This window comes from Pseudomonas sp. SIMBA_041, assembly GCF_046535095.1.
GTDB classification, from domain to species: domain Bacteria; phylum Pseudomonadota; class Gammaproteobacteria; order Pseudomonadales; family Pseudomonadaceae; genus Aquipseudomonas; species Aquipseudomonas mucoides.
The window spans coordinates 538087-550993 of sequence record NZ_JAWRXJ010000002.1; the positions used below are offsets into that span (position 1 = coordinate 538087).

Annotated in this window: 13 protein-coding genes; 3 read left to right on the forward strand and 10 right to left on the reverse strand. The window is 58.8% G+C overall.

Translation table 11 applies throughout. The features are described 5' to 3' along the window. Positions 1-165: 165 nt before the first annotated feature. Positions 166-2733: a DNA mismatch repair protein MutS gene (gene mutS, locus SB725_RS06235; RefSeq protein WP_172825953.1), complete on the forward strand. Its 2568-nt coding sequence runs from the start codon at positions 166-168 to the stop codon at positions 2731-2733. 142 nt (positions 2734-2875) lie between these two features. After that, positions 2876-3199 carry a ferredoxin FdxA gene (gene fdxA, locus SB725_RS06240; RefSeq protein WP_027924999.1) on the forward strand — a complete coding sequence of 108 codons (324 nt, stop codon included), beginning with the start codon at positions 2876-2878 and terminating at the stop codon, positions 3197-3199. A 470-nt stretch (positions 3200-3669) separates the two neighbouring features. Here fdxA and rpoS read toward each other — a convergent pair whose 3' ends face one another. The 8 genes from rpoS to SB725_RS06280 form a co-directional block, all read right to left on the reverse strand. Further along, positions 3670-4677 carry an RNA polymerase sigma factor RpoS gene (gene rpoS, locus SB725_RS06245; RefSeq protein WP_027924998.1) on the reverse strand — a complete coding sequence of 336 codons (1008 nt, stop codon included), beginning with the start codon at positions 4675-4677 and terminating at the stop codon, positions 3670-3672. A gap of 106 nt (positions 4678-4783) precedes the next feature. Next, positions 4784-5641: a peptidoglycan DD-metalloendopeptidase family protein gene (locus tag SB725_RS06250; RefSeq protein ID WP_194939923.1), complete on the reverse strand. Its 858-nt coding sequence runs from the start codon at positions 5639-5641 to the stop codon at positions 4784-4786. Positions 5642-5852: 211 nt separating this feature from the next. Beyond that, positions 5853-6488, reverse strand: coding sequence for a protein-L-isoaspartate(D-aspartate) O-methyltransferase (locus tag SB725_RS06255; RefSeq protein ID WP_172825954.1), 636 nt, complete (start codon positions 6486-6488; stop codon positions 5853-5855). 41 nt (positions 6489-6529) lie between these two features. Continuing rightward, the gene (surE, locus tag SB725_RS06260) at positions 6530-7279 is read right to left on the reverse strand and encodes a 5'/3'-nucleotidase SurE (protein WP_027924995.1); all 750 of its coding nucleotides are present in this window, start codon (positions 7277-7279) and stop codon (positions 6530-6532) included. Then, entirely contained in the window at positions 7267-8325 is a 1059-nt protein-coding gene (gene truD, locus SB725_RS06265; RefSeq protein WP_194939924.1) for a tRNA pseudouridine(13) synthase TruD, read from the reverse strand. The genes surE and truD overlap by 13 nt, the downstream gene beginning before the upstream one ends. After that, positions 8322-8795, reverse strand: coding sequence for a 2-C-methyl-D-erythritol 2,4-cyclodiphosphate synthase (gene ispF / locus SB725_RS06270; protein WP_027924993.1), 474 nt, complete (start codon positions 8793-8795; stop codon positions 8322-8324). Before ispF ends, truD begins: the two co-directional genes overlap by 4 nt. Positions 8796-8848: 53 nt before the next feature. Further along, the gene (fghA, locus tag SB725_RS06275) at positions 8849-9694 is read right to left on the reverse strand and encodes an S-formylglutathione hydrolase (protein WP_059181540.1); all 846 of its coding nucleotides are present in this window, start codon (positions 9692-9694) and stop codon (positions 8849-8851) included. Positions 9695-9702: 8 nt separating this feature from the next. Beyond that, positions 9703-10815, reverse strand: coding sequence for an S-(hydroxymethyl)glutathione dehydrogenase/class III alcohol dehydrogenase (locus SB725_RS06280; RefSeq protein ID WP_027924991.1), 1113 nt, complete (start codon positions 10813-10815; stop codon positions 9703-9705). 107 nt (positions 10816-10922) lie between these two features. On the opposite strand from SB725_RS06280, the gene SB725_RS06285 reads away from it, so the two are divergent. Beyond that, on the forward strand, positions 10923-11819 hold the full coding sequence (locus SB725_RS06285) for a LysR substrate-binding domain-containing protein (protein ID WP_027924990.1): 897 nt from the start codon (positions 10923-10925) through the stop codon (positions 11817-11819). Positions 11820-11889: 70 nt separating this feature from the next. Here the strand turns inward: SB725_RS06285 and ispD are convergent, their stop codons facing one another. Both ispD and ftsB read right to left on the reverse strand, forming a co-directional pair. Continuing rightward, positions 11890-12597, reverse strand: coding sequence for a 2-C-methyl-D-erythritol 4-phosphate cytidylyltransferase (gene ispD / locus SB725_RS06290; protein ID WP_027924989.1), 708 nt, complete (start codon positions 12595-12597; stop codon positions 11890-11892). Beyond that, positions 12594-12872, reverse strand: coding sequence for a cell division protein FtsB (gene ftsB, locus SB725_RS06295; RefSeq protein ID WP_027924988.1), 279 nt, complete (start codon positions 12870-12872; stop codon positions 12594-12596). The genes ispD and ftsB overlap by 4 nt, the downstream gene beginning before the upstream one ends. Between the last annotated feature and the right edge of the window lie 35 nt (positions 12873-12907).

Consider the following 12907-nt stretch of genomic DNA (forward strand, 5'->3'; position numbering starts at 1 on the left):
ATAAATCGTGCATATTCAGTGTAAATGTGCCGTGGGGCTTTCATGCCTGCGTCGGGCGGACCGCCCATGGTAATCTTGCGCCCATCGCGGAAAAGCCGGGCCAATGCCCCTCCTTTTGCCCTACACCTTTCAACGAGTTTTCCTGAATTTCCGATGAATAAAGCCATCTCCGATCTGTCTTCCCACACGCCAATGATGCAGCAGTACTGGCGCCTGAAGAACCAGCACCCTGACCAGTTGATGTTCTACCGCATGGGCGACTTCTACGAGATCTTCTACGAAGACGCGAAGAAGGCCGCCAAGTTGCTGGACATCACCCTGACTGCTCGTGGGCAGTCGGCGGGGCAAGCGATTCCAATGTGTGGGATTCCTTACCACGCCGCGGAAGGTTACCTGGCGAAACTGGTCAAGCTCGGCGAATCGGTGGTGATTTGCGAGCAGGTCGGTGATCCGGCGACCAGCAAAGGGCCAGTGGATCGTCAGGTGGTGCGGATCATCACGCCGGGTACGGTCAGTGATGAAGCGCTGCTGGATGAGCGTCGGGACAACCTGATCGCGGCGGTGCTGGGTGACGAGCGCCTGTTCGGCCTGGCCGTGCTGGACATCACCAGCGGCAATTTCACGGTGCTGGAAATCAAGGGTTGGGAAAACCTGCTGGCGGAGCTGGAGCGGGTCAATCCGGTCGAGCTGATGATCCCGGACGATTGGCCAAAAGACCTGCCGGCGGAAAAACGTCGTGGGGTTCGTCGCCGTGCGCCGTGGGATTTCGAGCGCGACTCGGCGCTGAAAAGTCTGTGCCAGCAATTCTCTACTCAGGACCTTAAAGGTTTTGGTTGCGAGAACCTGACCCTGGCCATCGGCGCTGCCGGTTGCCTGCTCAGCTACGCCAAGGAAACCCAGCGCACCGCTCTGCCGCATTTACGCAGCCTGCGCCATGAACGCCTGGATGACACCGTGGTGCTGGACGGCGCGAGCCGTCGCAACCTGGAACTGGACACCAACCTGGCCGGTGGTCGCGACAACACCCTGCAATCGGTGGTCGATCGCTGCCAGACCGCCATGGGCAGCCGCTTGCTGACCCGTTGGTTGAACCGTCCGTTGCGGGACCTGACCGTGTTGCTGGCGCGTCAGACGTCGATCACGTGCCTGCTCGACGGCTACCGCTTCGAGAAACTGCAACCACAGCTCAAGGAAATCGGCGACATCGAGCGGATTCTGGCACGGATCGGCCTGCGTAATGCCCGCCCTCGCGACCTCGCTCGTCTGCGCGATGCACTGGGCGCGCTGCCCCAGTTGCAAGTGGCGATGACCGAGCTGGAAGCGCCGCACATCATTCAACTGGCCAAGACCACCAGCACCTATCCAGAACTGGCGGCGCTGCTGGAAAAAGCCATTATCGACAACCCGCCAGCGGTGATCCGTGACGGTGGCGTGTTGAAGACCGGTTACGACAGCGAACTCGACGATCTGCAATCGCTCAGCGAAAACGCCGGGCAGTTCCTGATCGATCTGGAAGCACGCGAGAAAGCCCGCACCGGTCTGTCGCACCTGAAAGTCGGTTACAACCGCATTCACGGCTACTTCATTGAGTTGCCGAGCAAACAGGCCGAGTCCGCGCCGGCCGACTACATCCGCCGCCAGACGTTGAAAGGTGCCGAGCGTTTCATTACCCCGGAACTCAAGGCGTTCGAGGACAAGGCCCTGTCGGCCAAGAGCCGTGCCCTGGCCCGCGAGAAAATGCTTTACGAAGCGCTGCTCGAAGACCTGATCGCCCAATTGCCACCGCTGCAGGACACCGCCGCTGCGCTGGCCGAGCTGGACGTGCTGAGCAACCTCGCCGAACGCGCGCTGAACCTCGACCTGAATTGCCCGCGTTTCGTCGACGAGCCCTGCATGCGCATCACCCAGGGTCGTCACCCGGTGGTCGAGCAAGTGCTGAGCACACCGTTCGTGGCCAACGATCTGAGCCTCGACGACAACACGCGCATGCTGGTAATCACCGGTCCGAACATGGGCGGTAAATCCACCTACATGCGTCAGACCGCGTTGATCGTGTTGCTCGCGCACATCGGCAGCTTCGTGCCAGCGGCCAGTTGCGAACTGTCCTTGGTGGACCGGATTTTCACCCGGATTGGTTCCAGCGATGACCTCGCGGGCGGCCGCTCGACCTTTATGGTTGAAATGAGCGAAACCGCGAACATTTTGCACAACGCCACCGAACGTAGCCTGGTGCTGATGGACGAAGTCGGTCGCGGCACCAGCACCTTCGACGGCTTGTCCCTGGCTTGGGCGGCTGCCGAGCGGCTGGCCCATCTGCGCGCTTACACCCTGTTTGCCACCCACTATTTTGAGTTGACGGTGCTACCGGAGGCGCAACCGCTGGTGGCCAACGTTCACCTCAATGCCACCGAGCACAACGAACGCATCGTGTTCCTCCACCACGTGTTGCCCGGGCCTGCCAGCCAGAGTTACGGCCTGGCCGTGGCGCAACTGGCCGGCGTGCCGAGCGAAGTGATTGTGCGTGCTCGCGAGCACTTGGGTCGCCTGGAAGCCACCGCCCTGCCCCATGAAATTCCTGCACCTGCCAAGGGCAAACCGGCCGCGCCGCAGCAAAGCGACATGTTCGCCAGCCTGCCGCACCCGGTGCTGGATGAATTGACCAAGCTCAATCTGGATGACATGACGCCGCGCCGTGCGCTCGAAATGCTCTATACACTAAAGAACCGGATCTAACGCACTTGCCTGCAAGCTGTTAGAATCTCGCGCGGTTTGGGATGCTGCTGGCTAATAGCCTGGCCAGCAGACTATCGCTCCCGAACCTGGCGACCCCAACGTGAAGGGGCTCCGCTGCCGCCGCCTGAGGAGAAAATTAGAAATGACCTTCGTCGTCACCGACAACTGCATCAAGTGCAAGTACACCGACTGCGTAGAAGTGTGTCCGGTGGACTGCTTTTACGAAGGCCCGAACTTCCTGGTGATTCACCCGGATGAGTGCATCGACTGCGCACTGTGCGAACCAGAATGCCCTGCCGTGGCCATCTTCTCCGAAGATGAAGTGCCAGTAGAAATGCAGGAATTCATTCAGTTGAACGTTGAGCTGGCCGAAATCTGGCCGAACATCACCGAGAAGAAAGAATCGATGCCCGACGCTGAAGAGTGGGATGGCGTCAAAGGCAAGATCAAAGACCTCGAACGCTGATTCCCGCGCGTTCCCGAAAAGGCCCCTAGCGGGCCTTTTTGCTTTTCTACAGGCAAAAAAAGGGGCGGTTTGACCCGCCCACATTTTTCCCTATTCCCTGTATTCCTTTTCATCGTCCTGATGAACCGCTTCCTGCGATGTCCGTTCCCCTCTTCCTTGAAGGGCGTGTCTGTCCGTCGACACAGTTCAGATACTAGAGGGTTCTCTGCCTGGTGCAATTGAGCGGGATCGTCAAAAACGTTTGTCATATGCTCTTAACAAAAACAAATATCCATATAAATCAAAAAGATAGGAATGCGCGCTTAGGAATATGGACGAGTACTGCCTTTTAAAAATAACGAACACTTACGAAAGAGTAAGCAAAGACTTACAGCGCAAGACTACAAACCTGCGACAATCCCCGCCCATCTTGCAGGCAATAAAAAACCCCGAGTCAGTCGGGGTCTTTTACTGCCGGTTGAGCCGATCGCTTATTGGAACAGCGACTCGCTCGACAGGCCGTTTTTCTCGAGAATCTCCCGAAGGCGCTTCAGGCCCTCGACCTGAATCTGTCTGACCCGTTCCCGAGTCAGGCCAATCTCCAGGCCTACGTCTTCAAGCGTGCTGCTCTCGTGACCGCGCAAGCCGAAGCGACGTACCACCACTTCGCGTTGCTTGTCGGTCAGCTCCGACAGCCATTGATCGATGCTTTGGGACAGATCATCGTCCTGCAGCAGCTCACAAGGGTCGGTTGGACGGTCATCAGTCAGGGTGTCCAGCAGGGTTTTATCCGAATCCGGACCCAGCGAGACGTCGACCGAAGAAACCCGCTCGTTCAAGCCGAGCATGCGCTTGACCTCGCCCACTGGTTTTTCCAGCAGGTTGGCGATTTCTTCGGGTGAGGGTTCGTGATCGAGTTTTTGCGTCAGCTCCCGTGCGGCCCGCAGGTACACGTTCAGCTCTTTGACCACATGGATCGGCAACCGGATAGTCCGGGTCTGATTCATGATCGCGCGCTCGATGGTCTGACGAATCCACCAGGTTGCGTAGGTCGAAAAACGGAAGCCGCGTTCGGGGTCGAACTTCTCCACTGCCCGGATCAGGCCGAGGTTGCCCTCTTCGATCAGGTCCAGTAGCGACAGCCCACGATTGACGTAACGCCGGGCGATTTTAACCACCAGCCGCAGGTTGCTTTCAATCATGCGCTTGCGCCCGGCCGGATCGCCACTTTGCGACAAGCGCGCAAAATGAACTTCTTCTTCCGGGGAGAGCAATGGGGAAAAGCCGATTTCATTGAGATACAGCTGCGTGGCATCAAGTGCCCGCGTGTAATCAATGTACTTGTGCTGTTTTAACGAAGCGGAGTGTTTGGATTTAGCACGAACGGAAGGTGGAGCTGCCCCTTCATCATTCGACATCGAATCCGTGGCGATGCCGGTCTCCATCAGGAGAACCTCATCGTCGATGTCAAACTCCGGCACTTCTTTACTGAGAGCCATTGTTATAGTCCTTTGGTGAGTTCGACCTCAAGCTCAAGCGGCGCCTTTATCCTTGGCAACGCTGGAGCCTGTTCCCTCTACGTGACGGAACAGGCTGGCTAACAAATCAACGACGTGGCAGGAATTGCAGCGGATCTACAGGTTTACCTTGGCGGCGAATCTCAAAATGCAGTTTCACCCGGTCTGTACCCGTTGACCCCATTTCGGCAATTGTCTGTCCGACTTTGACCTGCTGCCCCTCCCGTACCAACAGCCTGCGGTTATGTCCGTAGGCACTGACGTAGGTTTCACTGTGTTTGATGATGACTAATTCGCCGTAGCCCCTTAAGCCACTCCCGGCGTATACCACCGTCCCATCAGACGCAGCTAAAACAGGCTGTCCCAAATCTCCGGCGATATCAATTCCTTTATTCAAACTACCGTTTGAGGAGAATTTACCAATCAGAATGCCATTAGATGGCCATCCCCAGCCGGTCGGGGCCGGGCCGGCTGGCGGCAATGGAGCGGGTGCAGGTTTGTTGGCGACGGACGGTGCAACCACCGTAGTACTGGTGGTTGCGCCATTCGGCTGGCGCCGGATTACCGTGGTTTTCAGCGACGACGAAGGCGTGGAATCGCTCGTACTGGCAACCGCTGTCGGCGTTGATCCGGTGCGGCCATCGAAGCGAATTATCTGACCCGGATGGATCGTATAGGGCGTAGGAATATTGTTCCGCGCTGCGAGGGCTTTGTAGTCCCAGCCGTAGCGAAAAGCGATCGAGAATAGGGTGTCTTTTGGTCGAACGACATACTGGCCCGTCGTCGTTGCCGGACGTTGGGGGGCCGCGTTGTTGCGATCGACGACGCCGACGTTACTCGATTTGGTGCTGGAGCAACCGACCAGCAAGGTGCTCAAGACAAGGCCAGTCACCAGGCGCTGAAAGCTCGTTGTACTCATACGCTGCGCAATGACTGTGAGACTCACCCGCCGCTCCCTTTGTGGTGGCTGAAATTGTGGATTGCCGTGTTCCGGCTCGAGATGTCGCAAGTATAACGGGCCGGACAGGCTTTACCTTTAATGAAGCGAATTCGCTTCGCGCACACGTTTGCTGACTGACGATAAATACCGTTTAACCAATCGATGCCGCTGTAAGACACGGCCAATCGAAGAGAATTCAGCGCGCCAAAACAAATGCTCAGGCCAGTGGCCCGTTGAGCAATGGCACGAATCGCACTGCCCCCAGAACACGTCGGGAAAAGCCGTTTTCTTCGCGGATGATCAGCATCAATTGCTGCACCTCGCCGGAGCCGACAGGGATGACCAGGCGCCCACCCGGTGCCAACTGATCGAGCAAGGCCTGCGGCACATCAGTGGCCACTGCCGTGACGATAATGCCGTTGTAAGGCGCCAGTGCCGGCCAGCCCTCCCAACCATCGCCCCACCGAAACACCACGTTTCGCAGGTTCAGCTCCACCAGGCGTTCCTTGGCCCGGTCCTGCAACACCTTGATGCGCTCCACGGAGAACACCCGCTCGACCAGCTGCGACAGGACAGCCGTTTGGTAGCCCGACCCGGTACCGATCTCCATCACCTTGTCCAAAGGACCTGCCTCCAGCAGCAACTCGCTCATGCGAGCCACCATGTAAGGCTGGGAGATGGTCTGGTTATGCCCGATCGGCAGCGCCGTGTCTTCGTAAGCCCGATGGGCCAGCGCTTCGTCGACGAACAGGTGACGGGGTGTACGGCGAATGACTTCCAACACTTTGGCGTTGGAAACGCCCTCTTCGTACAGGCGCTGGATAAGGCGTTCGCGGGTCCGCTGAGAAGTCATGCCGATGCCGCGGCGCAGCATATCGTCTTGTTCACGAGACATTAGCGCAGTCCCTCCAGCCAGCCATCGAGACTTCTGAAGGCATCGTTGAAGGTGCGATCCAGTTGCAGCGGGGTGATCGAAACATAGCCCTGCATCACCGCATGGAAATCGGTGCCTGGGCCGCCATCTTCAGCATCCCCGGCGGCGGCGATCCAGTAACCGGACTTGCCCCGCGGATCGACCACTTTCATCGGCGCCGCAGCACGTGCGCGATGCCCGAGGCGGGTCAGCTGAATACCGCGGATATGGTCCAGCGGCAGGTTGGGAATGTTCACATTCAGTACCGTGCGCGGTGGCAGGTCGAGATCGCCATGGGCTTCAACCAACTTGCGCGCAAAGTAAGCGGCGGTAGCAAGGTTCTCTATTTGTCGCGAGACAAATGAAAAGGCAAACGAAGGACGCTCAAGAAAACGCCCTTCAAGGGCCGCCGCCACCGTACCGGAATACAACACGTCATCGCCCAGATTGGCGCCGAGGTTGATCCCCGAAACGACCATGTCCGGTTGCTGCTCCAACAGGCCGTTAAGGCCCAGGTGCACGCAATCGGTGGGGGTGCCGTTCACGCTGATGAAGCCGTTGGCCAGGGTTTGCGGGTGCAACGGACGGTCGAGCGTCAGCGAACTGCTGGCGCCGCTTTTGTCCTGGTCCGGGGCGATAACCACGCATTCGGTGTAATCCGCCAGCGCAGCATAAAGCGCGGCGAGACCGGGTGCGGCTACCCCATCGTCGTTAGAAATCAGAATACGCATGGGCTGTCCGTCTGCCCCACCGGCACCAGATCAACAAGCTCGCGCACCAATACGGTGGCAAAGCATCCGGCCGGAAGGACGAATTCCAGTTGCAGAATGTCAGGCTCGGGATAATGCCACGTCAACCCGCCAATGGGCAGCCGCAGGATGCGACGTTCGTGGCTCATTCCGGCGTTAATCAACCAATCGCGCAGCTCCGCTTCGCGCGCGGCGATTGCCTGCTCCAGTTCATGGACAACGCCTGACGCCGGCGAGTCACCTTCGCCCCACTGCGGGCCGGTCGGGTGCAAGTCGAGAATCGCCAGTCGCGGGTCGCTGCACTCCTCTTCACCGGCCGGAAAGAAGCTGCGGCTGTCGGTGAAGGCCAGCAGATCGCCGACCAAGGCTTGCTGCCAGGTACCGTCGGCAACACGCGCCGCCAACACCTGATTGAACAGGAAACTGCGCGCCGTCGAGAGCAGGCGCGAACGCACGTTGCGCTGCTCCGGCAACGCCTTGCGCGCGGCCCAGGCACGGGCATCGACCACGTTGCCGCCGTCAAAGCCGAAACGCTGGGCGCCGAAATAATTGGGAATACCTTGCTTGGCAATCAGCTGCAGTCGTTCTTCAATCGCGGCTTTGTCGCCAGCGAATTGCGTCAGGCGCAACGTGAAGCCATTGGCCGAGTGAGCGCCACGTTGCAGCTTGCGTTTGTGCCGACCGGTCTTGAGGATTTTCAGCGTGTCGTTTTCTGCTGCCGACAAATCCGGATCAGCCTTGCCGGGCAGCTGTACGCTGAACCATTGGCGCGTCAGCGCCTGACGGTCCTTGAGCCCGGCATAACTGACGGTGCGCAATGGCACGCCCGCTGCCTTGGCGATTCGCCGTGCCGCTTCTTCGGTATTCAGCCCGCGCTTTTCCACCCAGATCCACAAATGCTCGCCATCACCACTGAGGGGGATGTTGAGCACTTCATCGACCTGGAAATCTTCTGCCGTGGCTTTCAGAACAGCGGTGCCGAGAGCGTCACCATAGGCCCGTGGGCCAAGCAATTGCGATTCGTTCATGCGAGCAGCAACAAGGCAACGGCGTGCACGGCAATGCCTTCTTCGCGACCGACAAAGCCAAGCTTTTCGGTGGTGGTAGCTTTCACGTTCACTTGATCCAACTCAACTTGAAGATCCGCGGCAATCAGCGCGCGCATCGATTCGATATGCGGGGCCATTTTCGGCGCCTGGGCAACGATGGTGTTATCGACGTTGCCGACTTTCCAGCCCTTGGCGTGGATCAGCGAGACGACGTGACGCAACAGCACACGGCTGTCGGCGCCCTTGTAGGTCGGGTCAGTGTCCGGGAAATGTTTGCCGATATCACCCAGCGCAGCGGCGCCGAGCAAGGCATCGCTCAAGGCGTGCAGCAGGACGTCACCGTCGGAGTGAGCGAGCAGCCCGAAGCCGTGTGCAATGCGCACGCCGCCCAGAGTAATGAAATCGCCTTCAGCGAAACGGTGCACATCATAGCCGTGGCCAATACGCATAAAAAAACGCCCCGATTTTTGTCAGGGCGTGATTCTACCTGCTTTGTCGAACATTAGGCGCCTAGAGCGCGCGCATGATGTTGCAAGTGGTCGTCGATGAAACTGGCGATGAAGAAATAGCTATGGTCATAGCCGGGTTGCAGGCGCAACGTCAGCGGATGACCGGCCAGTTTGGCGGCCTGTTGCAAGGCTTCAGGCTTGAGCTGGGTGGCGAGGAAATCGTCGCGATCACCTTGATCGACCAACAGCGGCAGCTTCTCGTCAGCCTCGGCGATCAGGGCGCACGCATCCCATTCGCGCCACTTCGAACGGTCTTCGCCGAGATAACGGGAGAAGGCCTTCTGACCCCACGGACAGTCCATCGGATTGTTGATCGGCGAGAACGCCGACACCGACTGATAACGCCCCGTATTACGCAACGCACAAACCAGCGCACCGTGGCCGCCCATGGAGTGACCGCTGATGCCACGTTTGTCCGACGCCGGGAAATGAGCTTCGACCAATGCCGGCAATTCCTGCACGACATAGTCATGCATCCGATAGTGTCGCGACCACGGCTCTTGGGTTGCATTCAGATAAAAACCGGCACCGAGGCCGAAGTCCCAGGCGCCGTCCGGATCACCCGGCACATCAGGACCGCGCGGACTGGTGTCCGGCGCGACGATGATCAACCCCAGCTCGGCAGCCATGCGCAGGGCGCCGGCCTTGTGCATGAAGTTTTCGTCGGTGCAGGTCAGGCCGGACAACCAGTACAGCACCGGAAGCTTGCCGCCCTGCTCCGCTTGAGGCGGCAGGTATACGGCAAACACCATCTCGCAGCCGAGCACGTCTGACCGGTGCCGGTAACGTTTGTGCCAGCCGCCGAAGCTTTTCTGGCAGGAAATATTTTCCAGGCTCATGACCGACCTCAGAAGTGGATGACGGAACGGATGCTCTTGCCTTCATGCATCAGGTCGAACGCCTTGTTGATATCTTCCAGGCCCATGGTGTGGGTGATGAACGTGTCCAGCGGGATTTCGCCGGTCTCGGCCATTTCGACGTAGCTTGGCAACTCGGTACGGCCGCGCACGCCGCCGAACGCAGAACCGCGCCAGACGCGACCGGTGACCAGCTGAAATGGACGGGTGGAGATTTCCTGACCGGCACCGGCGACACCGATGATCACCGACTCGCCCCAGCCTTTATGGCAGCACTCAAGGGCGGCGCGCATCAATTGCACATTGCCGATGCACTCGAAGGAGAAGTCGACGCCGCCATCAGTCATGTCGACGATGACTTCCTGGATCGGACGGTCGAAGTCTTTCGGGTTCACGCAGTCGGTTGCACCCAACTGCTTGGCGATCTCGAATTTGGCCGGGTTGATGTCGATGGCGATGATGCGTGCAGCCTTGGCTTTTACCGCGCCAATCACCGCCGACAGACCAATGCCGCCGAGGCCGAAAATGGCCACGGTATCACCCGGTTTCACCTTGGCCGTATTCAGTACCGCGCCGATGCCGGTGGTGACACCGCAACCCAGCAGGCAGACTTTTTCCAGTGGCGCTTCTTTAGCAATCTTGGCGACCGAGATTTCCGGCAACACGGTGTATTCAGAAAACGTCGACGTGCCCATGTAGTGGAAAATCGGCTGACCCTTGTAGGAAAAGCGCGAAGTGCCATCCGGCATCAGGCCTTTGCCCTGGGTCGCGCGAATCGCCTGACAAAGGTTGGTTTTGCCCGACAGACAGAATTTGCACTGGCGGCATTCCGGGGTGTACAGCGGGATCACATGATCGCCCACCGCAACCGAGGTCACGCCCTCGCCGATCGCTTCAACCACCGCGCCACCTTCGTGACCGAGGATCGACGGGAAGATACCTTCCGGATCCGCGCCGGACAGCGTGTAGGCATCGGTATGGCAGACGCCGGAGGCAACCACACGCAACAGAACTTCGCCGGCCTTGGGCATGGCGACATCGACTTCGACGATCTCGAGGGGTTTCTTGGCCTCGAAGGCAACGGCAGCGCGCGACTTGATCATGTGGATTCTCCAGCGAATAAAAACGAGACAGGAAGTGTAATACACGGCCTTACGGTGAATAATCAGGGCAAAAGCAAAACATTATTGCCATATAGGGATAATCAACGATGGCCGAAAGCCGCTGGGAAGGGATCGACGAGTTCGTCGCCGTGGCTGAATGCAGCCAATTTACGGCCGCAGCGGAACGTCTTGGGGTTTCTTCCTCCCATATCAGTCGACAAATCGTACGCCTGGAAGAGCGCTTGCAAACTCGTTTGCTGTACCGCAGCACGCGCCGGGTCACGCTGACCGAAGCCGGGCAAACCTTCCTGCAACATTGCCAGCGCCTGCAAGACGGTCGCGAAGAAGCCCTGCGCGCAGTGGGCGACTTGACCAGCGAACCCAAAGGCATGCTGCGCATGACCTGTGCCGTGGCGTACGGAGAGCGCTTCATCGTGCCGCTGGTGACGCGCTTCATGGGGCTTTACCCACAGCTGCGTGTCGATATCGAACTGAGCAACCGCCCGCTCGATCTGGTGCACGAAGGTCTGGATTTGGCGATTCGTCTTGGACGCCTACAGGATTCGCGATTGGTCGCTACACGTCTGGCACCACGACGCATGTACCTGTGCGCATCGCCCTCCTATCTGGAACGCTATGGCCGCCCGCACAGCTTGTCGGAACTGAGCCGCCACAACTGCCTCATTGGCAGCTCGGACATGTGGCAACTGGAACAGAACGGGCGGGAATTTTCGCAGCGGGTCCAGGGAAACTGGCGCTGCAACAGTGGGCAAGCGGTGCTGGATGCGGCGCTACAGGGCGTGGGGTTGTGTCAGTTGCCGGACTATTACGTGCTGGAACATTTGAAAAGCGGCGAATTGATTTCACTGCTGGATGCGCATCAACCGCCTAACACGGCGGTATGGGCGCTTTATCCGCAGCAGCGGCATCTGTCGCCGAAGGTGCGCAAGTTGGTGGATTATTTGAAGGAAGGGTTGGCTGAGCGGCCGGAGTATCGGAGCTAAGTTATTTGTTGCCTGTGTCTGACCTATCGCGAGCTTGCTCGCGATGGCGGTTGAACAGCCAGCGAAGAATTCAGCGGCGATTAGCCCAACGCTGACGAAGCCATTCGAGATCTTCAGGACGCGTAACTTTGAGGTTATCGGACCGGCCTTCAATCAGACGCGGCGCCAAACCAGCCCACTCCATCGCCGACGCTTCATCAGTGATTACCGCATCCGCCACCAGACTGTCAGCCAGCGCCCGATGCAAGGCACCCAGGCGAAACATCTGCGGCGTATAAGCCTGCCAAATCACGCTGCGATCCACGGTTTCAACCACACGCCCATGTTTGTCGACCCGCTTGAGGGTGTCGCGCGCCGGAACCGCCAGCAACCCGCCGACCGGATCATTTGCCAGCTCACCCAGCAACTTGTCCAGATCGTCACGACTCAGATTCGGCCGCGCAGCATCGTGCACCAACACCCAGTCTTCATCATCAGCACCCAACGCATGCAAATGCAGCAACGCATTCAGCACCGACCCGGAACGCTCGGCACCGCCGTCAACCCGCTGAATTCGCGAGTCGCCAGCACAGGCCAGGTTTGGCCAATAAGGATCATCAACAGCAAGACTGACCACCAACCCCTTCAGGGACGGGTGATCAAGGAAACAGCCGAGGCTGTGTTCGAGAATAGTGCGCCCGCCCAGTTGCAAGTATTGCTTGGGACGGTCTGCGGCCATACGGGCACCGACGCCCGCGGCAGGAATCACGGCCCAGAAGGCCGGTAATGGGGAATTCATCGAGCCAGCTGGTAAAGGGTTTCACCGTCCTTGACCATGCCCAACTCATGGCGAGCCCGTTCTTCGACGGTCTCCATGCCTTTTTTCAACTCACCGACTTCGGCGTCCATGACCCGATTGCGCTCCAGCAATCCTTCGTTCTCAGCCTGTTGATCCTTGATCTGCTGAGTCAGCTCTGCCACTTGCGCCAGACTGCCATTACCCACCCACAGGCGGTATTGCAGGCCAGCCAGCAACAAGAGCAAGACAAGGAACAACCAATTGGGACTGCGCATCGAATATCAGGTTTCCAGTGAAAAAAGACAGCCAT